Origin of the sequence: Sulfitobacter noctilucicola (assembly GCF_000622385.1) — a bacterium.
Classification (GTDB): Bacteria; Pseudomonadota; Alphaproteobacteria; order Rhodobacterales; family Rhodobacteraceae; genus Sulfitobacter; species Sulfitobacter noctilucicola.
This window is the reverse complement of record NZ_JASD01000008.1, coordinates 2,584,234-2,606,931: the sequence shown is the minus strand read 5'-3', so window position 1 is coordinate 2,606,931 and position 22,698 is coordinate 2,584,234. Positions and strand designations below refer to the sequence as shown.

Below are 22,698 nucleotides of genomic sequence, written 5' to 3'. Positions count from 1 at the left end.
TGGTGTCCAACACTGCACTCATCCGACGCACGCACCCAACTCAAAGCTGCGTCCTTCGGCAAAATCGTTCTGGACCAGTGTGACAGACACCCGTTCCCGCCCGCTGAGGCTGCCCGAAAACTGCAGAACGGCCAAGGCGCCGTAATCATCCGCCATCACCCGCAAAACGCCCATCATTACATGGGCATATCCGGCAATGTCCGCCTCACAGATTAGATCGAAATGGTCAGCGGAGGTACTGTGCAGCTCAAGCTTGGGGAGGCGCAGGTCAGGCAAGGCCAACCGTACACGTTCATGCAGATCGTCCAACGAATGTAGGAAATCGACAAAGTCCTCTCCGCCAAAACGTAAGAGCCTGCGCACAGCTTCGAAGCCGGGGTGCGACACAAGAAAGGTCCCGATGTCCTCCATGATGTCCGCGCGTTTCTGACCCAACACTTGCGCGGCAGTATCAAGCACAAGCGGCGTATAGCTGTCCTTGTACAAAAGCATTGCTTCAAATTCGGTAAAATCAAGCTCGGCCGCATGCGCGACAGCCTCCCATTTGGACGCGCCATAGGTGTGGCTGATGAACATTTGTATGCTGCGATTTATCAGCCCATGCATGGCCAAATCTCCCGATTACCCCGCAGGGAAGCTAGCGCTCAGGAGTTAAAATTTCTGCAATAGATTAAATTGAAGGCATAACCGTCAGAAGTCTGTCGGCGCACCCCCTTCTGACTTTCGGCGTGCAACAAAATCTGCCAGTTCCTCGCGGATGGCGGCATCCATCGCCGGCGCCTCAAAACTGGTGATGATCTCTTTGAACATGTGATGCGCCCGCTCGGGCGTCCAAATGCCGCCCGCGACCTCCCAGCCTTCATAGTTGCGCCAGTCCGACAGGAAAGGCTGGTAAAAGGCCGTCGTATACCGGTCCTGTGTATGCTGGATGCCAAAGAAGTGGCCCGCATTGCCTACCGATTTGATCGCATCAAGCGCAATTTCATCTGGTCCTGTAGCGCAGATTTCCGGCTCCATATAGCGCTGGATCTGCTGTAACACTTCGCAATCCATGATGAATTTCTCCGGCGACGCAATCAATCCGCCCTCCAGCCACCCTGCCGCGTGGTACACCATGTTTGTTCCCGATTGTACCGCCGCCCAAAGCGAGTTGGAGGTTTCCCACATCGCTTGCCCGTCCGGCACGTTGGCCGCACAAACACCGGAAGACCGCAGCGGCAAACCATAAAACCGCGCCATCTGACCGGTCATCTGTGTCGCACGCATGTATTCCGGTGTTCCGAATGCGGGCGCTCCCGATTTCATGTCCACGTTGGAGGTAAAGGTCCCGATCGCTACTGGACAGCCTGGACGGATAATCTGCGCCAACACCACAGCACAAAGCGCTTCTGCAAGTGATTGCGCGACAGCCCCCGCCATTGTCACCGGAGCCATTGCACCCGCCAGTGTGAACGGCGTGACCACCAAGCCCTGCCCGCGCCGCGCCAATCGCATCCAGCCATCCATCATCGGAAAGTCATGCTTGAGCGGAGATGTCGAGTTGATGTTGGTGTACATACGCGGAGTGGAGTCGAATTCTTCGTGGCTCAATCCGCCTGCGATCCGCACCATCTCCATCACATCCTCGACCCGCTCCGCGCCCAAGGAATAAGCGTGCATTGCCTTATCGGTCAGCGTCAGCTTGTCATAGAGCACATCAAGGTGGCGGACAGAGGCGTGGATATCGACAGGCTCCACCGGGTAGCCGCCCGCGAAATGGATGCAGTTAAAATACTGTGTAAGCTTCAAAAGGTTCTGACACATCTCCCGTGTGCCCGGGACCTTTTTGCCAATCGCCATATCCCAGTAGTTCGGTGGAGAGGACACATTGCCGAACAACAGGTTCTTACCACCGATTGTAATCTTGCGATCGGGATTGCGGGGCGTGATGGTGAACTCGGATGGGGCTTTGCCGACCCATTCCATCACGAAATCGCGGCCCATCCGCACGTTCTCGCCATTGATTGTGCAGCCTGCTTTGCGCAAAATCTCAAGCGCCTCGGGGTTAAGGAATTCGATTCCGATCTCTTCGAGAATCCGCATGGCACCATCATGAATGGCTTCGACGCCTTCAGGCCCAAGCGGTTCCACGGGCCGGTCAATGTTAACCGGCGGCTGCCACGGCATTTGCTCGATCACAGCGGTGCCGCGCCGTCCTTTGGCTCCGGCACGACCGCCGCCGCGAGTTCTGCGCTTGGGAATATCTTGTGCCATCGGAGTCTCCTGTAACCGGATAGCGTCAGAAGGCCTCAAGGTGATGCGAACAGCCTGCCCGTTCACGACGACATCTGTCGTTTTTGTCCAATGCCCTAGGTTTTACGCCCGGTGCCAGTAGCAAGCCATTCCGGCAGCTCGCCGATATCACGCAGCACGACATCCGCAAACGGGCGCAGATCATCCGCATCGGCAAGGCCCGTCAGCACAGCGACGCACCCCATGCCCGCGGCCCTGCCCGCCCGCAAGTCATGCGTGCTGTCGCCGACCATGATGACCTCCGACGCAGCCAGACCTGTTTGAGCGGCAAATGCCAGAAGCTGACCGGGTGCAGGTTTACCGCCATGACCGGAATCGTACCCCGCGATAAAATCGAAAAAGGACGTGATACCCGCCTGATCAAGATGGGCACGAGCCGGTTGTTCGGCATCATTGGTGGCTACGCCAAGCTGGAGCCCCCGTCCGCGCAGGGTTTCCAAAAGCGGTGCAAGTGGTACGGCTTCGCGCTGCGGTGCGTTCTCTGCTTCTTCATTCAAAACCGCTTCGAGGTCTTCGTGGGTTAAATGCGCGAAATATGGATGCAACGCTTTTGTAACTTCTTCAGGGGTTCCCGCGATCACGACACTGTCACGTGCAAACCGTTCTTCGGTAAGATCGAAGCCAATGGCCCTACCAATCTCGGCAGCCTTTACTTGGTCCCCTTCGCACAGCCGTAAAAGAAAGGACTTTGCCCAGACTTCCCACGTGGCGGCAAAGTCGAAGAGTGTGCCGTCTTTATCGAAGATAACGCCTTTGATCGTGCTCATTGGGCTTAGGTCCAATTCATTTGTTCGCCACCGGGCAAGGCAGCACGGGCTTCCATAAGACGCTCGTAAGGCAATGATGCATCATCACAAAACCGGATCACCCACGCATCATCCATCATCAGAAAATCCAGCACCGCCCCAAGAAAGACCGGATCACCTGCGCGGCTGCGCAGATCGTCCTGAGAAGCCCCCGTTGCATTCATGAAAACGGGCAACAGGTCTTCGTTTCCGACCAGCCATCCGAGGGCCTGCAATCCTAAGGTTTCGGCACTCTCTCGCGCATAGGTCATGGATTCTGTCCCCTTTTTATTCATGCTGGAAACGCTTTATTAACCAATAGGCCCAAAAACTGCGTCATGAAATGTGAATATCTTGATACGGCAGGAGGGTGAGCACATGCAGGGTAAAATCCTCGTTGTAGACGCTATTGCGACAAACCGCATTCTGCTCAAGGTCAAACTTAAGAAGGCCTATTATGATGTAATTCAGGCGGCCTCAATGGAGGAGGCGCTTGACCTGGTGCAGAGCGAACTGCCCGACCTCGTGATCTGCGCGCTTTCGCTGCCGGATGGCGGTGCGACCGAACTTTGTCAGAAACTGAGCCTCGGCTCCCCGATCGGACATGTACCGGTGATCGCAATCGGCTGTCAGGTCGGGCCAGAGGGACGGATGGCGACGTTAGAGGCTGGCGTTCATGATGTACTGCGTCAGCCGGTGGACGAAACGCTGTTGATGGGGCGCGTGCGCAGCCTTATCCGCGCGCATAATGCTACTGCTGAATGGCAAATGCGTGATGATACCTGCCGTGCTCTAGGCCTTGCGGAAGCAGCCAGCGGGTTCGAGGAACAAGGGCACTGTGTGCTGGTGAACGACGACCGTTGCGTCTTGCAGAAATACGCCACTCAGATGCGGCCGATGACACGTGCCAAGCTGACACTCACCTGCGCTGCTGCACTGATGCGGGAGGTCGTCCTTGAAAAAGTGCCGGAAGTTTTCGTACTTATTTTGCCGCAAGATCATAACGCCGCGATGGAAGACTTGCGCCTCATCTCTGCCCTGCGGGCAAATGCGCGCGCACGACACACGGGCATTATTGTTCTGCAACGCAATGTGAACCCGGAACTGGGGGCACATGCCCTGGATCTGGGCGCGGATGATCTCATGACGGACGGATTTGACGCGGCTGAACTTGCGCTGCGCATCAAATCGGTATTGCGGCGCAAGCGTATGGGGGATCAGTTGCGTGCAACAGTGCGCACCGGCTTGCAGGCCGCTGTGTTTGACCCGCTTACCGGACTTTATAACCGCCGCTATGCAATGCCGCATCTTGACCGCATCTCAGAGCATGCCTGCACCACCGGGCGGAAATTTGCTGTAATGCTTGGTGATCTGGATCATTTCAAGCAGATCAATGATGCCTATGGACATGCCTCTGGCGACGCTGTTCTGGTAGAGGTGGCACACCGTCTGCGTCAGGCACTTCGCGGAACAGATATGGTTTCACGTATCGGGGGCGAAGAATTCCTGATTATCATGCCCGGCACCGATCTGCCTCAGGCGCAAACTGCAGCAGTGCGCATCTGTGATGATATTTCTGGCGCACCCTTCATCGTTCCGGGAAACGTCCAGCCAATTCATGTGACGATCAGTATCGGCATGACAATCGGCGGTGCCGATGCAGGCATGGGGAAGGATGGCGTGGCAAATAGTCCAAAAGAGACAGGTCACAGCCTCTTGGAAGAAGCCGACAGCGCGTTGTATGCCGCCAAAGGCAGAGGCCGCAATCAGGTCAAATTGAGCCGTCCCGCCGCGTAGAAGTCGCGTTCGTAAAATTCATGACACATTCAAAAGCTGCGCCCGCGCCGCAACAACAACCACCAGTTGCAGGCGGGTCGATTCTCCTCTAACGTTTCGCAATGACCCAAGATCGGCCCCTTCTCGGCATTACTTTGATGCTTGGCTTTTGCCTTCTCGCCCCTTTGGGGGATGCAGTGGCCAAACTGCTCGGAACCAGCGTCGGGATCGCGCAAGTGGTCTTTATCCGGTTCGGTATCCAGGCGCTCTTGCTGCTGCCGCTGGTCTGGTTGAGTGCGCGGAGCTGGCAGATGAGCGGCCGCGTTCTGCGCCTCGCCTTCTTGCGCACCATTCTCCATATCATCGGGATCGCTGCGATGTTCAGTGCGCTCTCCTATCTGCCGCTCGCTGATGCAGTAGCAATTGCATTTGTCATGCCTTTCTTCATGCTCATTCTGGGTAAGTACGTCCTGAAAGAAGAAGTTGGCCCGCGTAGGTTGGCCGCTTGCGTGATCGGTTTCATCGGCACGCTCCTGGTGATCCAGCCCAGCTTTGTCTCTGTCGGTTGGCCGGCGCTACTTCCTGTTTTTGTGGCCCTGAACTTTTCCTTTTTCATGCTGGTCACACGGCAAATCGCAAAAGAAACAGACCCTATCGGACTTCAGGCGGTCAGCGGTGTCATCGCTGTCGCCATCATCCTGCCGCTCCTGATTTTCGGCAGTCTGCTCGAATTCGCACCGCTTGAGGTGACTTTACCTGTCGGCATTCAGTGGACGTATCTGCTGGGTCTCGGGATCATCGGTACGATGGCGCATTTGCTCATGACATGGTCCTTGCGCTATGCGCCATCGGCCACACTTGCCCCGATGCAATATCTTGAAATTCCATTTGCGACCGTGCTGGGCCTGTTGATTTTTCAGGACTTTCCCAATGGGCTTGCCAGCGTTGGTATCGCAATCACCATCGCATCCGGCCTTTATATTATCTTGCGGGAGCGGGCCACCGCGCAGCTGCTGGCGACATCAGCGCCTCAACCAACGCCGGCATAAGCCTGCGCGGCAAAATCAGCAGCATACCAACTTTTTCCATTTCAAGTGTCAAAGGGCCTGCGGCGCGGTTGGACGTACCGATCTTTGTGGTCGGACCTAAACCCAGACCCTCAATAGCCCACTGCAAACCCGCGCTGCGCCCTTGCACGTCTGCAAACGGGAATAGGGATACGGTGTCACCTTCCTGCGTGGGGAGGTTCAAAAATGGCGGAGCAAGGCAGGCAATCTCTTCTTCGCCCAGCAAGATACAGGGCCGCTCCGGCACGGTTGCGAGGACATGCAGGGCCGCCAACTGGTGGTCAAGCCGTGCCCCCAGAAACCCCACACCAATCACAAGCGGTGCATCTATACGGGTAAGCGCCTTTTCGAAATCCGTGCTTTCCTGCTCTATGATCCGGTGCTGCCGCGCCGCAGGGATCTTGGCGAGGGTATCGGCCGAAACAGAATCGAAATCGCCAATTAGTGCAGTCACATCGACGCCCGCGCGCACAGCAAGCTCTGCGCCGCCATCAGCCGCGACACAGAGCGGCGCAAGTGTTAAAGCTTTGTGCAGGTCTTCCGGCGTAGCCTGACCTCCACCCACCAGCGTGACTGGTTCTAAACTGTGAAGAATAGGTCTAAACATTGTCAATTATCGCCATTTTAGGAATCTGGTCACATTCTCGACATGAAATGATACGGTGCGAGGCACAGATTCGGGCCGCTTTGGTCTTGGATATCGTGGTAAACGGTAGCTTGCAAAACCGCAGAGGACGAGCATCCGATGATGAGTAATAATAAAATTCTAACGGTCTCCTACGGCACATTCTCGTGCACACTGGAAGGCTTTGACGATTCATTCGGCACCATGAAAGCCATCGCGGAATATTTCCGTGATCTGGCCGCCGATGACCGCTACTTCGGTGCCGAACCGCCGCAACCGGATGCAGAGATGCTCGCCCGCATTGCGCAAAAGGAAGTGTCGCGCAAGGTGCAGGCCCGAGAGCAGGACGGCAAGATTGTCCTGAGCGCCCTTGAAGACAAGACCGAAACGATTGCACCTTCCGTTACTGCCGCCCCCGCCGCGGCAGCGCTCGCCGCCGGCGCGGTCGCGACCACGGTTGCAGATGTGGCCGTCGAAGCAGCCGAAGCCGAAGCGCCCAAAGAAGAAGCGCCAGAGACTGCTGAATTGGAAGTCGCCACCGCACCTATCGAAATAGGTTTGGCCGGTCTGACTGAAAACGATCTGGTGATTGAGGATGCTCCCGAAGAAGAGGTTATCGAAGAAACGCTGACCAGCGTTGAACCTGAAGCCTTGGATGATGTTGAAGACACGGATGCAAATGTGTCGATTGATGTTTCCGATGTCGACCAAACGGCTGAAGCGAAGCTTGATGACCTGTCCGCGCTTGTTCGCGAAAGCGAAGAAGCCGCTGAAGCGGCAGAACCCGAAACTGACGTGGATGGCGTGATCTCGGTCGAGGCTGTTGAAGACGAAAACGATATCGTTCCGGGCCAACCTGATGCGGATGTCGAAGCGTTCTTTGCAGATAGCCCTTCCGCGGTTGAGCCTGAAGACACCGGTTTCGAAGACACGCAAGACGTGACAGCCGAGCCCCTTTCAGCGGCGGCTAAACCGGCAGAAGAGCTGGACCCGAATTCGATTGCAGCCAAGCTTCAGCGTATCCGCGCTGTTGTTGCCCAGCATGAAGAAGCCGAAGACGATGACGATTACCTTGAAGATGAGCATGCAGAGGCAGCACAGGATAAAGCATCCGATGTGATCGCCGATGCACGTACCGATATCGAGGACGCGCTGGAAGCCGATGATGCGGCAGAAGAAGCCGAATTCAGCTCTGTCGACATTGCAGATGACGAAGGGTCTGAAGCGGCTGGGCCAACTATCTCGGGCGACGACGATGACGTCACCGCGATCCTTGACCGCCTCGCGGCAGATACTGAAGCTCCGGCCCCCCCTTCGGTTGAGGCGCCGAGCGCTGAACTTACTGCAAAGGAGCCTACTTCAGCCGATGAGCCGAGTGTAGAAGACAGCATCAGCAATCTTTTCGATGAAAACGTAGAGACACTTGATGCGGCCCCCGAAGCGGCACCAGTGCCCTTGCGTAAAACCCCACGTGTGACCGTCAGAACTGTGTCACATGCGCCGACCTCAACGCCTAAGGCCGAAGAAGACAGCGCCCAGCCAGAAGAGAAGCCCGCACCACGCGCCCGTGTTATCAAGGTAAAGCGTGCCGACCTTGAAGCGGCAATCGAAAAGGGTGATCTGGAAGAGTACGGCGATGAGGACGACACAGCACAAGCTGATGCGCCGAAGGCCGACACACCTCGTGGTCTGAACGATATCGCTCCTGCCCGCAACAAGGCGCAGACAGCGCTGTCCCCAGAGGACGAAGCGGAGCTGGCACGCGAATTAGCTGAGTTGGAAGAAGATATCTCGGCTGGTGTGGAAGAAGACCACGACGCAGACGATCAACCAACCGCGGAAAAAACACCGGTTCGCGCCCGCTCAGCCTTGCGCCGGGCACTGCCTTCAATCGATGAAAACGCAGACGTGGATGTAAATCGTCTGCTGGCCGAAACCGATCACCAGATGGATGAACCGGAAAGCGCCACGCGCCGTGATGCCTTTGCCCATCTGCGTGCTGCCGTCGCTGCCAAGAAAGCAGACGTCGCGGCAGGCGATTCCTCGGATGGTAAGGATACAGATGGTGCCTACCGCGAAGACCTTGCCGAAGTGGTGCGCCCGCGCCGCCCGATCAGCAGAGCAGCACGCACAGAGCGCCCATCAGAAGACCGCCCCGCACCGCTGAAACTGGTTGCCGAACAACGTGTCGACGCAGACAAGCCACGCACAGCAGGCCCCGTCCGCCCCCGCCGCGTTTCGGCCCAGACCGAAACCGCGCCGCAATCCGCCGATGGAGAGAGCTTTGCCGACTTTGCCGCGGAAATGGGTGCTGCGACACTGCCCCAACTACTGGAAGCCGCTGCCGCCTATATGTCGTTTGTCGAAGGTCGGGAGCAATTCTCACGCCCGCAGCTGATGACCAAAGTGCGTCAGGCCGGTGTGGAAGACGGGTTCAGCCGAGAAGACGGTTTGCGGTCCTTTGGACAATTACTGCGCGCAGGCAAAATCGAAAAGATCAAAGGTGGACGCTTCACCGTGTCGGATGACATCGGCTACCGTCCGGACCATCGCGCCGCGGGTTAAGTCCACGAATATGAAAAACGAAACGGGCGGCCCCACATGGGGTCGCCCGTTTCGCTTGGGATTTCTCGTATTGAGGATCGGAAGTCGGGGCATTCTTTCAAAGATCAGAAAGACGTTTCTCGCAACTCAGTCCTAACACTTCATCAGTCCTTGGCGTCCGGATCCGCTTGCCCCACCCCTTTAAAGATCGTGCGCAAAGGTATCGCCCAAAGCACGCCAAGCCCCACATAGATCAGTAACTCGACCAGAATGGAGGGACGATCAAAAAGCGTCACGACATTCAGCGCGACCACAATGTAGATAGGCAAGGCGATCAACAAAATCACCAGTGACCACCGTCTGCGTGCCTTATAGCTCAATGCCATGTCTGCTCCGTCCTTAGTCAGCGAAAGGATCCGTCACCAGAATGGTGTCCTCCCGCTCGGGTGAGGTGGAAAGTAGGGCCACGGGACAATCAATCAACTCTTCAACGCGGCGCACGTATTTGATCGCCTCTGCGGGCAGATCAGCCCAAGACCGCGCACCCTCTGTCGATTGGGACCAGCCCGGCATTTCCTCATAAATCGGTTTGCATCGCGCTTGCTGATCGGCGGCAGTGGGCAGGTATTCCAACCGCTCCCCGTCCAGTTCATAGCCGGTGCAGATTTTCAGCGTCTCGAAACCGTCCAGAACATCCAGTTTGGTGAAGGCAATGCCGTTCACACCAGACGTCGCGCAAGTCTGGCGCACGAGGACGGCGTCGAACCAGCCACAGCGGCGTTTTCGGCCGGTAACCGTGCCGAATTCATGCCCCCGCTCGCCCAGCCGCTGACCGTCTGCATCGTTCAGCTCTGCCGGAAACGGGCCTTCACCTACACGGGTGGTATAGGCTTTGACGATACCCAACACAAAATCGATGGAGCCGGGACCGATACCCGTGCCTGTTGCCGCCTGCCCTGCAATGACGTTGGAGGAAGTCACGAAAGGATACGTCCCGAAGTCGATGTCCAAAAGAGCGCCCTGCGCCCCTTCGAAAAGGATTCGCTTGCCCGCCTTGCGCTTCTCGTTCAGCACTTTCCAAACGGGTGCCGCATACTCCAGCACGCTTGGCGCTATCTCGCGCAGTTGCGCCAGCAGCGCGTCGCGGTCGACGGGTTCAAGGCCAAGGCCACGGCGCAGCGCATCATGGTGCACCAGTGCGCGATCAACCCGTAGCTCAAGCGTCGCTTCATCAGCAAGATCAGCAACCCTCACAGAACGACGACCAACTTTATCTTCGTAGGCAGGGCCGATGCCGCGTCCTGTTGTACCGATCTTGGCAACAGAATTCTGCGCCTCGCGCGCACGGTCCAGCTCTCCGTGGATAGGAAGGATCAACGGTGTGTTTTCCGCAATCATCAGCGTCTCGGGGTTGATCGCAACGCCCTGCCCGCGCAGACCCTCGATCTCTTTGACCAGATGCCAAGGGTCAAGAACCACACCGTTGCCGATGACAGAAAGCTTGCCGCCGCGCACAATACCGGAGGGCAGAAGGCTCAGCTTGAATACTTCACCGTCGATGACCAGCGTGTGGCCCGCGTTATGGCCGCCCTGAAAGCGCGCGATCACATCTGCGCGTTCTGACAGCCAGTCCACGATCTTGCCTTTTCCTTCGTCACCCCACTGGGCTCCGACAACAACGACATTGGCCATGATCAACTTTCCTTTGCAAACTACCGCGCCCCTCATAGCGTCAGCGCGTCAGCCGTTAAACTGCAAAACGCACCGCAAAGGTCTTTTGTGACAAAACGCACGCGAAAGGGCCAAGATACCGCTGCCCAATGGACATTTCATCCCGTCCAAGCAATATCTGCGCGACACAGCCGCATAGACGTCAGGAGGACGCGATGACTGGTTTCATTTTGCGTTGGGGATTCGCCTTTTTACTTTTGGCGGCGACCTTCAACCCGACCGAGTATAATTACGTAAACTGGGTCAGGGACTACGGTAATGCGAACCTGTCGATTGCCGTGCTGACAGCGCTCATCCTCGGCATTGGCTACATCATCTATCTACGTGCGACGCTGCGATCTATCGGTGCTGTTGGCATGTTGCTTGTACTGGCAGTTGTCGGGGCCGGCCTCTGGGTACTTTATGACTTCGGCGTTCTACGGCTCGACAATGCCAGCTTTAACCTGTGGCTGGGGTTGATTGCCCTCAGCTTTGTCCTTGGCGTAGGCCTCAGCTGGAGCCATGTTCGGCGCGCGCTGTCCGGCCAGGCGGATATGGACGACGTTGATCAGTAGCGCGACGGCGGGCGGGGCGCGTTTCCCCTTGGCAAACAGCGACGTCAGACATCCGCCAACTTCACCGGTGCACCGTGTGGCGTGCTGAGATACGCCGATTCCCACGCATCCCGCAGTGCGGCAACCTGATCCTGTTCAGCCATGCCGGTCTCGGCCAGAAACCCTTCAAGCGTTTCCAGCCATGCGTTGAAATAATCGTCGCCTCCGTTCAATTCGCGTGAGACGCCGTGTCTTTTCAACGTCGCGCCAAACCGCTCCGCCCAGGCTGGCCATTCAAAGTGGCCCGCCTCGTTCAAATGCACGGTCAGCGCAAACACCTGCGCATGCCAAGGTGCGTCAAACGCCGGTTCAGGCTTCATTGTCTGCCCGCAGATAACTTTGCCACATGTCAATCACCACTTCATCGCGGGGATGTTCGGGGTGCGCCCAAAGCTCTGACGCGGCAAACACGACGGCATAAAGCGGCTCAGGTGCCTCTCCCAACCCATGCGCATGCGCATCGGGCAAAATATGGCTTCCGTGCAGACGCAGGACGCGCCCCCGCGCACCTGCAGCGTATCCCGGCAACCGCGTATGGCCCCCATCTACCTTTTCATTCTCCGCAAAACGGCGAGCGATCACCCGATCCCCTGTTTTGAATACGGGAGCGATGTTCGATGGGCGATCCGCCGGCCCACCCTTTGCCAAAACGTCTGCAACCTGATCAGGTTTCAAAGCCCGCTCAGCTATGGGGCTGGGTGAAGGTTCTACCCTGCCTGCCAATTCGTCACGGGTGACAACACCGTTTTCGACCAGAAGCGTCGCCAGACCGCCGATCCATTTTTCGTAGTAGGTGAACCGCGCATAATCGTTCGGTGCCAGCCGCTCACGCGCATGGCGCGAAATATCGAGATTCCATTTCCCAAAGCTGCCCGTCGCCAATGTCAACGCCAGCGCACGCGGGTGCCAGTCGGCGTGAAAGATCACGCCTTCTGCTTCCGGCACCACGGCTCCGTCACCGAACCGCCCGCCCATATCGTGCACCCTGCTCATGGCTTGCCCGCCAATCCGGTGCCAATCATGCTGTCGCGGCTGACAAATTCCATCAGTGCGTCTTCGTCCATCCCCTCGGTCCCCGCGGGACGCTGCGGGATCACCAGATAGCGGATCTCGGCAGTGCTGTCCCAGACACGCACCGCTGTCTCGTCCGGTAACACAACGCCAAAATCAGCAAGCACCTTTCGCGGCTCGCGCACGACGCGGGCACGGTAAGCATCTGATTTGTACCAGCCCGGCGGGATGCCCAGCAAAGGCCACGGATAGCAGCTGCACAAGGTACAGACGACCATATTATGGGTGTCAGGCGTGTTCTCGACCGCGACCATGTGTTCGCCCTGTCGTCCATAGTATCCCAAGTCAGAGACAACTGCCGTAGCGTCTTCCAGCAACGCCGCTCGGAAAGCCGGATCATGCCATGCGCGGGCAACCACGTGAGCACCATTGCGCGGTCCGATCTTGTTTTCATAGGTATCGATAATCTCGTCCAGCGCGGCGGGATCAACCAGACCTTTGCGTGTCAGCAGGGTTTCAAGGGCCTTTACCCGCAGTGCAGGGTCAGAAGGCAAAAGGGCGTGCGGGTCATCATGTGCGTGATCATGGGGCATGGTTCAAAGACTGCCCCAGCCTCCGGTCCATGTCCATGCCTGATGCTCCAAGCTGTTCAATTGCCATCAGAATTTAGATGCGATTTTTGGCCGGATTTATGGTATGATATAGGCATAGAGCGAGTCTGATCCACCTCAATTCCAGGATAACCCTCTTAAACGTGGCGTGGTAGAGCACCGCTTGAAGAAAGACCGCCGTCATTAACGGCGGTCTTTGTTTGGATAGGGTCGGCGCAACCGACTGTCAGCTGCCAATCCCTCCCTTGCCCCGACGCGCAAAGATGCCTAGATAGCGGCAAACGGAAAACGAAAGCGCACTGCCCCATGGAAAACGTCGTCCTGATCATTCACCTTTTGCTGGCCCTCGGGCTGATTGCCGTTGTGTTGATGCAACGTTCCGAAGGTGGCGGTCTTGGAATGGGCGGGGGCGGCGGTGCCGTGTCGGGCCGCGCTGCGGCGACGGCGCTCGGCAAACTTACATGGCTTCTGGGCGCGGCATTCATTGTGACATCGATCACGTTGACCGTTCTTGTTGCACAGAAATCTTCCGGTGCTTCCGTGATTGACCGTTTGGGCGTCACGCCACCTGCAGCAAGCGATACAACTGTCCCTTCGGGTGATTTGCTGTTGCCGCCTTCTGCGGATGACAACGCGCCGCTGGTTCCGCTCGCGGACTGATCATACCAGACTAGACTTTGCGGCTTGGCTGATTTTTGCAACAGGATGTTGCGGGGCGGCCTTGCCTTAACTTTCCGAATCCTGCTATCCTTAAATCCCGTGATGCTGCGGTTTTTGGGCTGCGCATTCTGCGGATTTTCCGCTTTGTAAAAGACGTTCACGGGGGAAGCCGCACATGGCGCGTTATATTTTCATCACCGGCGGTGTGGTTTCTTCACTTGGCAAAGGTCTTGCGTCAGCTGCCCTTGGCGCATTGTTGCAGGCGCGCGGGTTTTCGGTACGATTGCGCAAGCTTGATCCATATCTGAATGTCGATCCCGGCACGATGAGCCCGTTTGAACATGGTGAAGTTTTCGTCACAGACGACGGTGCTGAAACCGATCTGGATCTGGGTCATTATGAACGCTTCACCGGCGTGCCTGCGCGGATGACTGATTCCGTCTCATCGGGTCGCATCTATTCTACCGTGCTTGAGAAAGAGCGCCGTGGCGACTACCTCGGCAAAACCATTCAGGTTGTTCCGCATGTAACCAACGAGATCAAAGACTTTCTTAAGGTCGGTGATAACGAAGTCGATTTCATGCTTTGCGAGATTGGCGGCACTGTAGGCGACATCGAAGGCCTGCCGTTCTTCGAAGCGATCCGCCAGTTCAGCCATGACAAGCCACGCGGCCAGTGTATTTTCATGCATCTGACGCTGCTCCCCTATCTTGCTGCCTCTGGTGAGTTAAAAACCAAACCGACACAGCACTCCGTCAAGGAATTGCAAAGCATCGGTATCGCGCCTGACATCCTTGTGTGCCGCTCCGAACACCCGATCCCCGAGAAAGAGCGCGAGAAGATCGCCCTGTTCTGTAATGTCCGCAAAGAAGCGGTCGTCGCCGCCTATGACCTCAAGTCGATCTATGAGGCCCCGCTGGCCTATCACGCGCAGGGCCTTGATCAGGCGGTGCTGGATGCGTTCGACATCTCCCCTGCCCCGCGCCCCGATCTGTCCGTCTGGCATGACGTGTTCGACCGCGTTCACAACCCAGAAGGCGAAGTGCGCGTCGCCATCGTTGGCAAATACACACAGCTTGAAGATGCCTACAAATCCATTGCCGAAGCGCTGACCCATGGCGGTATGGCCAACCGGGTGAAGGTTAAGGTGGAATGGGTCGACGCAGAGGTTTTCGACAACAGCGAAGAAGTCGCCACGCACCTCGAAGGGTTCCACGCGATCCTTGTGCCCGGTGGATTTGGCGAACGGGGCACCGAAGGTAAAATCAAAGCCGCGCAATATGCCCGTGAGCACAAAGTTCCCTATCTGGGTATCTGTCTGGGCATGCAGATGGCCGTGATCGAAGCCGCGCGCAATGTCGCTGGTGTAAAAACAGCCGGGTCGGAAGAATTTGATCACGAGGCGGGAAAAAAGCGTTTTGAACCCGTCGTTTACCACCTCAAAGAATGGGTGCAAGGCAACCACAAGGTCGAGCGCAAGGTCGGTGACGACAAGGGCGGCACCATGCGTCTGGGTGCCTACGATGCAACTCTCACACCCGGATCAAGGGTGGCCGAGGTCTATGGCACCACAACGATCGATGAACGCCACCGCCACCGCTATGAGGTGGACATGGCCTATAAACAGCAGCTTGAAAAAGTGGGGCTCAGCTTTTCGGGCATGTCGCCCGATGGCAAGCTGCCAGAGATTGTCGAATGGTCGGACCACCCGTGGTTTATCGGTGTACAGTTCCACCCCGAACTGAAATCGAAACCCTTTGCACCGCATCCCTTGTTCAAGGATTTCGTGCGCGCAGCCAAGGAAATGTCGCGGCTGGTCTGATGCGTCCGTACCCCATGGCATAACGCTTTCGCGATGTTGAGCAGGGTCAGGAATACCACTATTGCGTGAATTTTCTGCCTTCGCTACGGTTTGGATATCTTATCCGTAGCTGCAGAAGGTGTGCCCCATGCAAGTATTTCAGTACGGTGCCGAAAGATACGCGCCCACACGCGACCCCAAATATGCAACGGTGGACCAAAGAAGGCTGGCCAAGATCGTGGGGTCGGTTGCTATCCTGTTGCCATTGGTTTTATTGGTCGCCTCGCTGGTCAGCTATCTTGTTCCCCAAAGCTATCCCTACTTCAGAACCTGCTTTCGCGATTCCATAAGTCATTATTATTATGCCCATTTCTGGGGTGGTCCGTTCATCGGCAGCCTCGTTTTCATAGCGACCTATCTTTTCGTTTATCAAGGTGAAGACGCGGGCGGTGCCGAACGCAAGCTGTCGACGGGTGCGGGCTTTGCCGCGCTCGGGGTGGCTATCTTTCCCACATCGCATCATGGCTGTGACCAGCCCGGTTTCGCCGCGCGGGCCTTTGCGGATTTCGGCCCCCTGACCGAACCGGAAAAAGCACTGACGTTGATCGGGCGTGAGAACGTGGACCAGTATTTCCAGATGATGCCGCTAGCCGAATGGATACACTATGGCAGCGCGCTTATCCTTTTTCTATTCTTGGCGTGGTTTGCTTTTTTCGTCTTCACCTCGGTCGATGACGACCAGAAAAATGCGGATGGCTCCCTGACCGACGAAAAAATTCTGCGCAACAGGCTCTACTATGCCTGCGGCACAATCATGGTGGCGTCGATCGTCGCACTTGTCGCCCATTTCTTCTTCGGGGGCAAAGGCAACGGCGGTTGGAACGCGGGCAACTGGACCTTCTGGTGCGAGGCTTTTGCGCTTTGGGCCTTTGGCATCTCATGGATGGTAAAAGGACGCTTCTTCGAAAGGCTCAAGGACGAAGCCGAAAAGTGGGACGATTCGAAAGCAGCTGCTTGAGGCAGGTACGAATGGGGACTTACAAGGTCACAACAATCCGCTACACCCTGCCCCATGCTATCGTATCAACATATTTACCATGCCGGAAACCTTGCTGACGTGCACAAGCACGCGCTGCTTGCATGGATGCTCGACTATCTGACGGCCAAGGACAAACCGCTTAGCTATATCGAGACACATGGTGGTCGCGCCTTGTATGATCTGCGTGACGACGAAGCGCTCAAAACAGGCGAGGCTGCACAGGGTATTGAGAAGGTCCGGCACTGGTTTGCCGCCGATCACCCTTACGCGCGTGTTCTGAATAAGACTGTCGCTGAGAATAGCGCATCAAGCTATCCCGGTTCCCCGCTCATTGCAGCGACACTTCTGCGCGCGCAAGACACGATCCACTTGGCCGAATTGCACCCACGTGAACATAGTGCGCTGAGCCTCGCCATGTCGCCCTATGATGCCAAAATCCATCTGCGTGACGGATTCGAAATGGCCCATGCGTTGACGCCGCCTACACCGCGGCGGGGCCTTATGCTGATTGATCCAAGCTACGAGATCAAAGAAGATTATGTCGCAATCCCCCGCCACATCGCGAAAATTACGCGGGCCTGGAACGTGGGGATTGTGGCACTTTGGTATCCGATCCTGACGAACAAGGCGCATCTGCCCATGCTTGATGCGCTTGTGGCAAACCATCCCGATGCGTTGCGGCACGAGGTCCGGTTTCCCCCCGCACGCCCCGGTCACGGAATGGTGGGATCAGGGCTTTTTGTGGTCAATCCGCCTTATGGTCTGGACAACGCAGCGGCATTGCTCAGCAAACACTTTTCGAAATTATAACAAAGGGATAGAAGATGCCAAAAGGATACTGGATCGGCCAGATGGACGTGCATGATGCGGAAGTCTATGACAAATACCGTGCCGCCAATGCCAAGCCGTTTGCGGATTATAGTGCCAAGTTTATTGTCAGGGGCGGACAGCAATCTGTGCGCGAAGGCGGTTGGCGTGCCCGGACCGTTATCATCGAATTTGCAAGCCTCGCCGATGCCATCGCTTGTTACGAGAGCGATGCCTATCAAAACGCCAAATCAATCCGCTTGCCGGTGTCAGAGGGTGATTTGGTGATCGTTGAGGGATACGAGGGCTAAAAAACGTGCTATAAGCCTGTCATGAGACAGCTGGCATATCTTCTTGCGCTTCTTACCCCCAGCACCGTTTTCGCCTGCGGCGCGCCCGTTTGCCTGATCGATCCCGACAGCCTGAACCTGCCGCAAATGATTACATTTGACGATCTGCGCAGCAGCGCAGGTCCCGGTCACAATCTTGATGAAATCCTCGCCCTGCAGGGTGCCACTTTTGGGGAACGGTTTGTCGGGCAGCAAACCATGGAGAGCGGCACACATGACCAGATCACCGGGGATGCCTCTGCCCCCCTCACGATGCTACCCGGAGCCGCAGGTCAGAACCTTTCTGTTGTGCATTTTTACGGGAACACCGTCCTGAACGGCTATGGTCCGGCAGGTTTTCCAAAGCGTGAAGGTCAGGGTGAAGGTGCCATTGCCGTCCTGTTTGACAGTGACCAGTCCGCCCTTGCATTCGATTTGCGGGGGGGCGAGGCCGGTCGTGCCCTTGTAGCCTTTCACAGGCGTGACGGTCGTTTGATCGGTCAGGTTCCGGTGTCTCCCACCGGTGAATTCGCTGTCGGATTTCTGCGCAGCAGCGGTGCAGCCGACATTGCCGGCTTTATCGTGACCAACACCGACCCTGAAGGTTTGGCCATCGACACATTACGCTTTGGAAAACCGCCTGACTTGAGTTAAGCACTGTCTTTATGTTTGAACGTCTTTTTCCCCGCCGCAAACCCGAACCGAAACAACTTCCACAACCCAATGCACAGCTTGCACTTGGAGCGCTACTGGTGCGTGTCGCTTTTGCTGACAAGAATTACCGCGCAACCGAGATCGGTCAGATCGACCGTATTCTTGGTCAGACGTTTGACCTCAAACCGATTGAGGCTGCCAAGCTGAGAGCAACCTGCGAAGCGCTGGAACGCGATGCACATGACACGCCGACCTTTGCAAAAATTCTGCGCGAGGAAGTCGATTATGCACACCGTCTCGCCTTGGGCGAAGCGATGTGGTCCGTGGCTTTGGCTGACGGCCACCGCCACGAACAGGAAGAAATTCAACTGCTTGCGATCGAAACCGCGCTGGGTCTGACGGATACGGATATCGAAATGCTGCGCACCAAGGCGACAGGCACACTCTGACTTGGCCTTTGCGCTGGATGACCCTATATCCACACTATGTTTGCAGATTTCCTTAAGCGGCTCACCGCTCCCGAACCTCAAGAACTTGATAGCACCGACGCACGTCTGGCGCTGACGGCGCTGCTTGTGCGCGTGGCACGTTCTGACAATGACTACAGCGCAGATGAAGTCCGCAAGATCGAGGAAATCGCCGCCAGCCGCTACGGTCTGAGCCAATCAGATGCGTCAGACCTACGGGTGCAGGCTGAAGGGTTGGAAGCCGAAGCTCCGGACACGGTGCGTTTTACACGCGCGATCAAGGATGCGGTGGCATACGATGAACGGGTCGCGGTGATCGAAGCTTTGTGGAAAGTGGTCCTGAGCGACGGCACCCGTGCCGCCGAAGAAGACGCTCTTTTGCGCCTTGTCGCCAGCCTGTTGGGCGTCTCTGATCCTGACAGTGCAATGGCACGGCAGCGTGTGTCCGGGGCCGACTAGCACATTCAATGCGCACTGACCCTTGGTCATGCTTTTACGCAACCGGGGGAACGCATTGCAATTCGGACCGATTTGCAGCTTTACTAACGCTGGAATCAGATGAGTACCCTTCGTGACCCCAACGCCCCCCGTTATCCAGATTGATGACCTGCACAAAGCCTATGGTGCGCTTGAAGTGCTCAAGGGTGTCAGCCTGTCAGCACCACGCGGGCATGTCATTTCGTTAATCGGGTCTTCGGGGTCCGGAAAATCGACACTGCTGCGATGCTGCAATTTGCTTGAAGACAGCCAACAGGGCGAAATCCTGTTCAAGGGTGAGCCCTTATTGTGGAAGGGTAGCGGCCATAACCGCCGCCCAGCCGACCCGCGTCAGGTCCTGCGCATCCGCACGAACCTTTCGATGGTATTTCAGCAGTTCAATCTGTGGGCCCACATGACGATCCTGCAAAACGTGATGGAGGCCCCCCTGACTGTACTGCGCCGCGAACGCGCCGAAGTCGAAGCAGCCGCCCGCAAATATCTGGACAAGGTCGGCATCGGCGACAAATGCGATGTGTTCCCGGCTCAGCTTTCTGGTGGCCAACAACAACGCGCCGCGATCGCGCGTGCCCTGTGCATGGAACCAGAAGCGCTGCTGTTCGACGAACCAACATCCGCGCTTGATCCTGAGCTCGAGCAGGAAGTTGTGAAGGTGATCAAGGATCTGGCGAACGAGGGCCGCACCATGATCATCGTGACCCACGATATGAAACTGGCCGCTGATGTGTCCGACCACGTCATCTTTTTGCATCAGGGCCTTATCGAAGAACAAGGGCCGCCGGACATGCTGTTCGGTGCGCCCAAATCCGAACGTCTGCGCGGGTTCCTTTCGGCAACCCACGCCGCGTAATCAAAGTAAAAAATAACGGGAGTATTCCAAATGAAGAAGATCATTCTTTCTACAGCAGCGCTGGCCCTGACAGCAGGGATCGCACTGGCTGACGGCCACGGCAAAACCATCCGCATGGGTACAGAAGGTGCCTACCCTCCCTATAACTTCCTCAACGATGCGGGCGAAGTGGACGGCTATGAGCGCGAAATGGGCGACGAGATGTGCAAACGCGCCGAGCTGACGTGCGAGTGGGTCACAAACGAGTGGGACAGCATCATCCCGAACCTGACTTCAGGCAACTACGACACCATAATCGCGGGCATGTCTATCACAGACGAGCGCGAAGAAGTCATTGATTTCACACAGAACTACATCCCACCGGCATCCTCCGCCTATATGGCGAAATCTGCAGATGCGGATCTGACGGGCGGCGTAATCGCAGCACAGACAAGCACCATTCAGGCAGGTTACGTCGCTGAATCCGGTGCGACTTTGCTGGAATTTGCCACCTATGATGACACAGTTGCGGCTGTGATGTCCGGCGAAGCGGATGCTGTCTTTGCTGACAAAGACGCACTGGTCCCAACTGTTGAAGCCTCCGGCGGCGAGCTGGTCTTTGCAGGTGACGACGTGCCATTGGGCGGCGGCGTTGGCATGGGTCTGCGCGAAAGCGACACAGAGCTGAAAGAAAAGTTCAACGCAGCGATCACATCCATGAAAGAGGACGGCACAATCAACGCGGCCATCGTCAAATGGTTCGGTGAAGACGCCAAGGTCTTCGAATAAGATAAAACGGGGCGGGCCGGATCGGCCTGCCCCTTCTGCCATGTACCTGACCCGTCCCCACACCACACGGCTCCGCAATGTTTGATTTTTGCGTTGATCCACCCTCGCTTGAAGGGCTGGTGTGGCTAAGCTGTTATCTGACAACAGGCAAGCATATGGCGTTCTACGGTGCCTTCGGCACTGTGCTTTTGTTGCTCGCCATCACTGCACCCACGGCGCTCGCTTTTGGCTTTGGGGGTGCGATGGCAGCGCGTGCCCGTCTTGCCCCCCTGCGCTGGTTCGGCAAAGGTTATATCGCGGTTGTGCGTGGCGTGCCGGACATTGCATTTTTCCTGTTCTTTGTGATCGCACTGGATCAGGGGCTGGAATACCTGCGTCACAAGGTCAAATGCCCCGACTGGGATGAACCCTTGCGACAAGGCAGCGATTTTATCGTCTGTCAGGCCGCCAAGCTGCCCTTGGGAAATTCTCCGCAATGGGTGCACGAAGCTTACGGTTTTTCTCTTGCGGTTCTGACATTTGCTATCGTTTTCGGAGCCTTCGCCGCCAATGTGCTCTTCGGAGCCATGCAAGCTGTTCCACGTGCGCAGGTCGAGACTGCCGAAGCATATGGTATGTCGCCCCGTCAGACGTTCTGGCGCATAACGGTGCCGCAAATGTGGGTCTATGCCCTGCCCGGCCTTTCGAACCTGTGGATGGTGTTGATCAAGGCCACGCCTCTGCTGTTCCTCTTGGGTGTCGAAGATATCGTCTATTGGGCACGTGATCTTGGCAGCGCCAAAACACCCCGTTTTACCGATTACCCGCACGGCGACTGGCGGGTCTATTATTTCCTCGTGCTGCTGGTGTTCTACCTCGCATTCACACGCGTGTCCGAACTGGTGCTGGACCGACTTATGGCGCGGCTGACCCGTGGACAGGCGACAACCGCAGGTGAAGCGCAGAGGAAGGCGGCATGAGCTGTCTGCAAACAATTCAGGATTACGGGCTGCGCGCTATTGGCATCGGGGAACGCCTGCTACCACGCGACAACTTCACCCTGTGCGAACAATTCACGCTCATCGGCTCGGGCATGATCTGGAACATTTATTTCGGGGTCTTTGCGCTGGCCTTCGGCTTTTTGCTTGCGACCCTTTTGGGTGTGGGCAAAGCCAGCGCCAATCCGTTCTTCCGCAGACCTGCCGCGTGGTTCATCTTTCTCTTTCGAGGCTCACCGCTCTTTATCCAGTTTTTCTTCGGCTATTTCCTGTTTCTGGCGCTCAAGCAGCAGGCCGCTTTCTTCGACGCATTCTCGGCCGCCTGGCTTGGGGCGCTTATCGTGCTGTTTCTCAATACTGCCGCCTACACTGGCGAAATCTTCTATGGTGCGCTGCAATCGGTGCCTAAAGGGGACGTGGAAGCCGCAGACGCTTATGGGCTGTCAGGATGGACGCGGTTTCGTCGTGTGATTTGGCCCACTATGCTGCGGCTCGCGTGGCCTGCCTATACGAATGAGGCGATCTTTCTTTTTCATGCCACGACGCTTGTCTATTTCAGTGGCTTCCCCGCACAGCAACAGCGCGGTGATGCGCTTTATTACGCGAGCTATTTTGCCGACAAGACGTTCAATCCGTTCATCCCCTACCCCATCCTTGCAGGCTACTTCATTCTGCTGACGCTGGTCATCATTGCGCTTTTCGGTGCCATCAACCGGCGGCTCAACCGCCATCTGCCACAAGAGCAGCGCAGAAAAATACGCTTGCGTCTCAATCTGATACGGTAGTATCACGGATTTGATCAAATTATCCGGC

26 protein-coding genes are annotated in these 22,698 nt (G+C 56.7%); 16 read left to right on the top strand and 10 right to left on the bottom strand.

Features of this window, described 5'->3' with window-relative positions; genetic code table 11:
- Positions 1-18 precede the first annotated feature (18 nt).
- The 4 genes from Z946_RS0116415 to Z946_RS0116400 form a co-directional block, all read right to left on the bottom strand.
- Complete coding sequence (locus Z946_RS0116415; protein WP_025056813.1) at positions 19-606, bottom strand: heme NO-binding domain-containing protein; 588 nt, start codon at positions 604-606, stop codon at positions 19-21.
- 84 nt (positions 607-690) lie between these two features.
- Positions 691-2,253, bottom strand: coding sequence for a trimethylamine methyltransferase family protein (locus Z946_RS0116410; protein WP_025056812.1), 1,563 nt, complete (start codon positions 2,251-2,253; stop codon positions 691-693).
- Between the two features lie 95 nt (positions 2,254-2,348).
- Positions 2,349-3,059 carry an HAD family hydrolase gene (locus Z946_RS0116405; protein WP_025056811.1) on the bottom strand — a complete coding sequence of 237 codons (711 nt, stop codon included), beginning with the start codon at positions 3,057-3,059 and terminating at the stop codon, positions 2,349-2,351.
- A gap of 5 nt (positions 3,060-3,064) precedes the next feature.
- A complete protein-coding gene (locus Z946_RS0116400) occupies positions 3,065-3,349 on the bottom strand; it encodes a DUF3572 domain-containing protein (protein ID WP_025056810.1) in 285 nt (94 codons plus the stop codon).
- 106 nt (positions 3,350-3,455) lie between these two features.
- On the opposite strand from Z946_RS0116400, the gene Z946_RS0116395 reads away from it, so the two are divergent.
- The gene (locus Z946_RS0116395; protein ID WP_025056809.1) at positions 3,456-4,874 is read left to right on the top strand and encodes a diguanylate cyclase; all 1,419 of its coding nucleotides are present in this window, start codon (positions 3,456-3,458) and stop codon (positions 4,872-4,874) included.
- Between the two features lie 101 nt (positions 4,875-4,975).
- Positions 4,976-5,902, top strand: coding sequence for a DMT family transporter (locus Z946_RS0116390; RefSeq protein ID WP_025056808.1), 927 nt, complete (start codon positions 4,976-4,978; stop codon positions 5,900-5,902).
- Here Z946_RS0116390 and Z946_RS0116385 read toward each other — a convergent pair.
- A complete protein-coding gene (locus Z946_RS0116385) occupies positions 5,835-6,527 on the bottom strand; it encodes a thiamine diphosphokinase (RefSeq protein WP_025056807.1) in 693 nt (230 codons plus the stop codon). The genes Z946_RS0116390 and Z946_RS0116385 overlap by 68 nt on opposite strands.
- Before the next feature lie 138 nt (positions 6,528-6,665).
- Between Z946_RS0116385 and Z946_RS0116380 the strand changes: the two genes are divergently transcribed.
- Positions 6,666-9,110 (top strand): flagellar biosynthesis protein FlhF, encoded by a 2,445-nt coding sequence (locus Z946_RS0116380; protein ID WP_025056806.1) that lies wholly within the window; start codon positions 6,666-6,668, stop codon positions 9,108-9,110.
- A 143-nt stretch (positions 9,111-9,253) separates the two neighbouring features.
- Here the strand turns inward: Z946_RS0116380 and Z946_RS0116375 are convergent, their stop codons facing one another.
- Both Z946_RS0116375 and Z946_RS0116370 read right to left on the bottom strand, forming a co-directional pair.
- Entirely contained in the window at positions 9,254-9,475 is a 222-nt protein-coding gene (locus Z946_RS0116375; RefSeq protein WP_025056805.1) for a DUF2842 domain-containing protein, read from the bottom strand.
- 13 nt (positions 9,476-9,488) lie between these two features.
- Positions 9,489-10,781 (bottom strand): adenylosuccinate synthase, encoded by a 1,293-nt coding sequence (locus Z946_RS0116370; protein ID WP_025056804.1) that lies wholly within the window; start codon positions 10,779-10,781, stop codon positions 9,489-9,491.
- A gap of 194 nt (positions 10,782-10,975) precedes the next feature.
- Between Z946_RS0116370 and Z946_RS0116365 the strand changes: the two genes are divergently transcribed.
- Positions 10,976-11,374 (top strand): DUF6524 family protein, encoded by a 399-nt coding sequence (locus Z946_RS0116365; protein ID WP_025056803.1) that lies wholly within the window; start codon positions 10,976-10,978, stop codon positions 11,372-11,374.
- Positions 11,375-11,418: 44 nt separating this feature from the next.
- Here Z946_RS0116365 and Z946_RS0116360 read toward each other — a convergent pair whose 3' ends face one another.
- From Z946_RS0116360 to nthA, 3 genes are read right to left on the bottom strand one after another with little or no spacing between them, the layout of a single operon-like run.
- Complete coding sequence (locus tag Z946_RS0116360; protein ID WP_037969259.1) at positions 11,419-11,733, bottom strand: nitrile hydratase accessory protein; 315 nt, start codon at positions 11,731-11,733, stop codon at positions 11,419-11,421.
- Positions 11,723-12,406, bottom strand: coding sequence for a nitrile hydratase subunit beta (gene nthB, locus Z946_RS0116355; RefSeq protein WP_025056801.1), 684 nt, complete (start codon positions 12,404-12,406; stop codon positions 11,723-11,725). Before nthB ends, Z946_RS0116360 begins: the two co-directional genes overlap by 11 nt.
- Positions 12,403-13,017: a nitrile hydratase subunit alpha gene (nthA, locus tag Z946_RS0116350; protein WP_025056800.1), complete on the bottom strand. Its 615-nt coding sequence runs from the start codon at positions 13,015-13,017 to the stop codon at positions 12,403-12,405. The genes nthB and nthA overlap by 4 nt, the downstream gene beginning before the upstream one ends.
- A gap of 324 nt (positions 13,018-13,341) precedes the next feature.
- Here nthA and secG point away from each other — a divergent pair, with 324 nt between their 5' ends.
- The 12 genes from secG to Z946_RS0116285 all read left to right on the top strand — a co-directional run bounded on the left by secG (position 13,342) and on the right by Z946_RS0116285 (position 22,670).
- Positions 13,342-13,695: a preprotein translocase subunit SecG gene (secG, locus tag Z946_RS0116340; protein WP_025056799.1), complete on the top strand. Its 354-nt coding sequence runs from the start codon at positions 13,342-13,344 to the stop codon at positions 13,693-13,695.
- Between the two features lie 175 nt (positions 13,696-13,870).
- Positions 13,871-15,517 (top strand): CTP synthase, encoded by a 1,647-nt coding sequence (locus Z946_RS0116335; RefSeq protein WP_025056798.1) that lies wholly within the window; start codon positions 13,871-13,873, stop codon positions 15,515-15,517.
- A gap of 127 nt (positions 15,518-15,644) precedes the next feature.
- Entirely contained in the window at positions 15,645-16,514 is an 870-nt protein-coding gene (locus Z946_RS0116330) for a hypothetical protein (protein ID WP_025056797.1), read from the top strand.
- A gap of 54 nt (positions 16,515-16,568) precedes the next feature.
- A complete protein-coding gene (gene rlmJ, locus Z946_RS0116325) occupies positions 16,569-17,345 on the top strand; it encodes a 23S rRNA (adenine(2030)-N(6))-methyltransferase RlmJ (RefSeq protein ID WP_025056796.1) in 777 nt (258 codons plus the stop codon).
- A gap of 14 nt (positions 17,346-17,359) precedes the next feature.
- Positions 17,360-17,653, top strand: a complete 294-nt coding sequence (locus Z946_RS0116320) for a DUF1330 domain-containing protein (RefSeq protein WP_025056795.1) — start codon at positions 17,360-17,362, stop codon at positions 17,651-17,653.
- A 21-nt stretch (positions 17,654-17,674) separates the two neighbouring features.
- Positions 17,675-18,325 carry a hypothetical protein gene (locus Z946_RS0116315; RefSeq protein ID WP_025056794.1) on the top strand — a complete coding sequence of 217 codons (651 nt, stop codon included), beginning with the start codon at positions 17,675-17,677 and terminating at the stop codon, positions 18,323-18,325.
- 11 nt (positions 18,326-18,336) lie between these two features.
- Positions 18,337-18,774 carry a tellurite resistance TerB family protein gene (locus Z946_RS0116310; protein WP_025056793.1) on the top strand — a complete coding sequence of 146 codons (438 nt, stop codon included), beginning with the start codon at positions 18,337-18,339 and terminating at the stop codon, positions 18,772-18,774.
- Positions 18,775-18,810: 36 nt separating this feature from the next.
- Positions 18,811-19,251, top strand: a complete 441-nt coding sequence (locus Z946_RS0116305) for a tellurite resistance TerB family protein (protein ID WP_025056792.1) — start codon at positions 18,811-18,813, stop codon at positions 19,249-19,251.
- A gap of 112 nt (positions 19,252-19,363) precedes the next feature.
- The gene (locus tag Z946_RS0116300) at positions 19,364-20,140 is read left to right on the top strand and encodes an ABC transporter ATP-binding protein (protein WP_025056791.1); all 777 of its coding nucleotides are present in this window, start codon (positions 19,364-19,366) and stop codon (positions 20,138-20,140) included.
- A gap of 30 nt (positions 20,141-20,170) precedes the next feature.
- On the top strand, positions 20,171-20,908 hold the full coding sequence (locus Z946_RS0116295) for a transporter substrate-binding domain-containing protein (RefSeq protein ID WP_025056790.1): 738 nt from the start codon (positions 20,171-20,173) through the stop codon (positions 20,906-20,908).
- Between the two features lie 77 nt (positions 20,909-20,985).
- A complete protein-coding gene (locus tag Z946_RS0116290) occupies positions 20,986-21,867 on the top strand; it encodes an ABC transporter permease (RefSeq protein WP_025056789.1) in 882 nt (293 codons plus the stop codon).
- A complete protein-coding gene (locus Z946_RS0116285; RefSeq protein ID WP_025056788.1) occupies positions 21,864-22,670 on the top strand; it encodes an ABC transporter permease in 807 nt (268 codons plus the stop codon). Before Z946_RS0116290 ends, Z946_RS0116285 begins: the two co-directional genes overlap by 4 nt.
- Positions 22,671-22,698: the final 28 nt, after the last annotated feature.

What these genes read in the sequence shown, in the direction of transcription:
- Z946_RS0116390 (WP_025056808.1), top strand. Translation starts at nt 4,976, where the DNA reads ATGACCCAAGATCGGCCCCTTCTCGGCATTACTTTGATGCTTGGCTTT.
- Z946_RS0116370 (WP_025056804.1), bottom strand. Translation starts at nt 10,781, where the DNA reads ATGGCCAATGTCGTTGTTGTCGGAGCCCAGTGGGGTGACGAAGGAAAA.
- Z946_RS0116360 (WP_037969259.1), bottom strand. Translation starts at nt 11,733, where the DNA reads ATGAAGCCTGAACCGGCGTTTGACGCACCTTGGCATGCGCAGGTGTTT.
- Z946_RS0116330 (WP_025056797.1), top strand. Translation starts at nt 15,645, where the DNA reads ATGCAAGTATTTCAGTACGGTGCCGAAAGATACGCGCCCACACGCGAC.
- Z946_RS0116365 (WP_025056803.1), top strand. Translation starts at nt 10,976, where the DNA reads ATGACTGGTTTCATTTTGCGTTGGGGATTCGCCTTTTTACTTTTGGCG.
- rlmJ (WP_025056796.1), top strand. Translation starts at nt 16,569, where the DNA reads ATGCTATCGTATCAACATATTTACCATGCCGGAAACCTTGCTGACGTG.
- Z946_RS0116310 (WP_025056793.1), top strand. Translation starts at nt 18,337, where the DNA reads ATGTTTGAACGTCTTTTTCCCCGCCGCAAACCCGAACCGAAACAACTT.
- nthB (WP_025056801.1), bottom strand. Translation starts at nt 12,406, where the DNA reads ATGAGCAGGGTGCACGATATGGGCGGGCGGTTCGGTGACGGAGCCGTG.
- Z946_RS0116315 (WP_025056794.1), top strand. Translation starts at nt 17,675, where the DNA reads ATGAGACAGCTGGCATATCTTCTTGCGCTTCTTACCCCCAGCACCGTT.
- Z946_RS0116410 (WP_025056812.1), bottom strand. Translation starts at nt 2,253, where the DNA reads ATGGCACAAGATATTCCCAAGCGCAGAACTCGCGGCGGCGGTCGTGCC.
- Z946_RS0116335 (WP_025056798.1), top strand. Translation starts at nt 13,871, where the DNA reads ATGGCGCGTTATATTTTCATCACCGGCGGTGTGGTTTCTTCACTTGGC.
- Z946_RS0116295 (WP_025056790.1), top strand. Translation starts at nt 20,171, where the DNA reads ATGAAGAAGATCATTCTTTCTACAGCAGCGCTGGCCCTGACAGCAGGG.
- Z946_RS0116380 (WP_025056806.1), top strand. Translation starts at nt 6,666, where the DNA reads ATGATGAGTAATAATAAAATTCTAACGGTCTCCTACGGCACATTCTCG.
- Z946_RS0116415 (WP_025056813.1), bottom strand. Translation starts at nt 606, where the DNA reads ATGCATGGGCTGATAAATCGCAGCATACAAATGTTCATCAGCCACACC.
- Z946_RS0116395 (WP_025056809.1), top strand. Translation starts at nt 3,456, where the DNA reads ATGCAGGGTAAAATCCTCGTTGTAGACGCTATTGCGACAAACCGCATT.
- secG (WP_025056799.1), top strand. Translation starts at nt 13,342, where the DNA reads ATGGAAAACGTCGTCCTGATCATTCACCTTTTGCTGGCCCTCGGGCTG.
- Z946_RS0116385 (WP_025056807.1), bottom strand. Translation starts at nt 6,527, where the DNA reads ATGTTTAGACCTATTCTTCACAGTTTAGAACCAGTCACGCTGGTGGGT.
- Z946_RS0116285 (WP_025056788.1), top strand. Translation starts at nt 21,864, where the DNA reads ATGAGCTGTCTGCAAACAATTCAGGATTACGGGCTGCGCGCTATTGGC.
- Z946_RS0116320 (WP_025056795.1), top strand. Translation starts at nt 17,360, where the DNA reads ATGCCAAAAGGATACTGGATCGGCCAGATGGACGTGCATGATGCGGAA.
- Z946_RS0116290 (WP_025056789.1), top strand. Translation starts at nt 20,986, where the DNA reads ATGTTTGATTTTTGCGTTGATCCACCCTCGCTTGAAGGGCTGGTGTGG.
- nthA (WP_025056800.1), bottom strand. Translation starts at nt 13,017, where the DNA reads ATGCCCCATGATCACGCACATGATGACCCGCACGCCCTTTTGCCTTCT.
- Z946_RS0116400 (WP_025056810.1), bottom strand. Translation starts at nt 3,349, where the DNA reads ATGACCTATGCGCGAGAGAGTGCCGAAACCTTAGGATTGCAGGCCCTC.
- Z946_RS0116305 (WP_025056792.1), top strand. Translation starts at nt 18,811, where the DNA reads ATGTTTGCAGATTTCCTTAAGCGGCTCACCGCTCCCGAACCTCAAGAA.
- Z946_RS0116405 (WP_025056811.1), bottom strand. Translation starts at nt 3,059, where the DNA reads ATGAGCACGATCAAAGGCGTTATCTTCGATAAAGACGGCACACTCTTC.
- Z946_RS0116375 (WP_025056805.1), bottom strand. Translation starts at nt 9,475, where the DNA reads ATGGCATTGAGCTATAAGGCACGCAGACGGTGGTCACTGGTGATTTTG.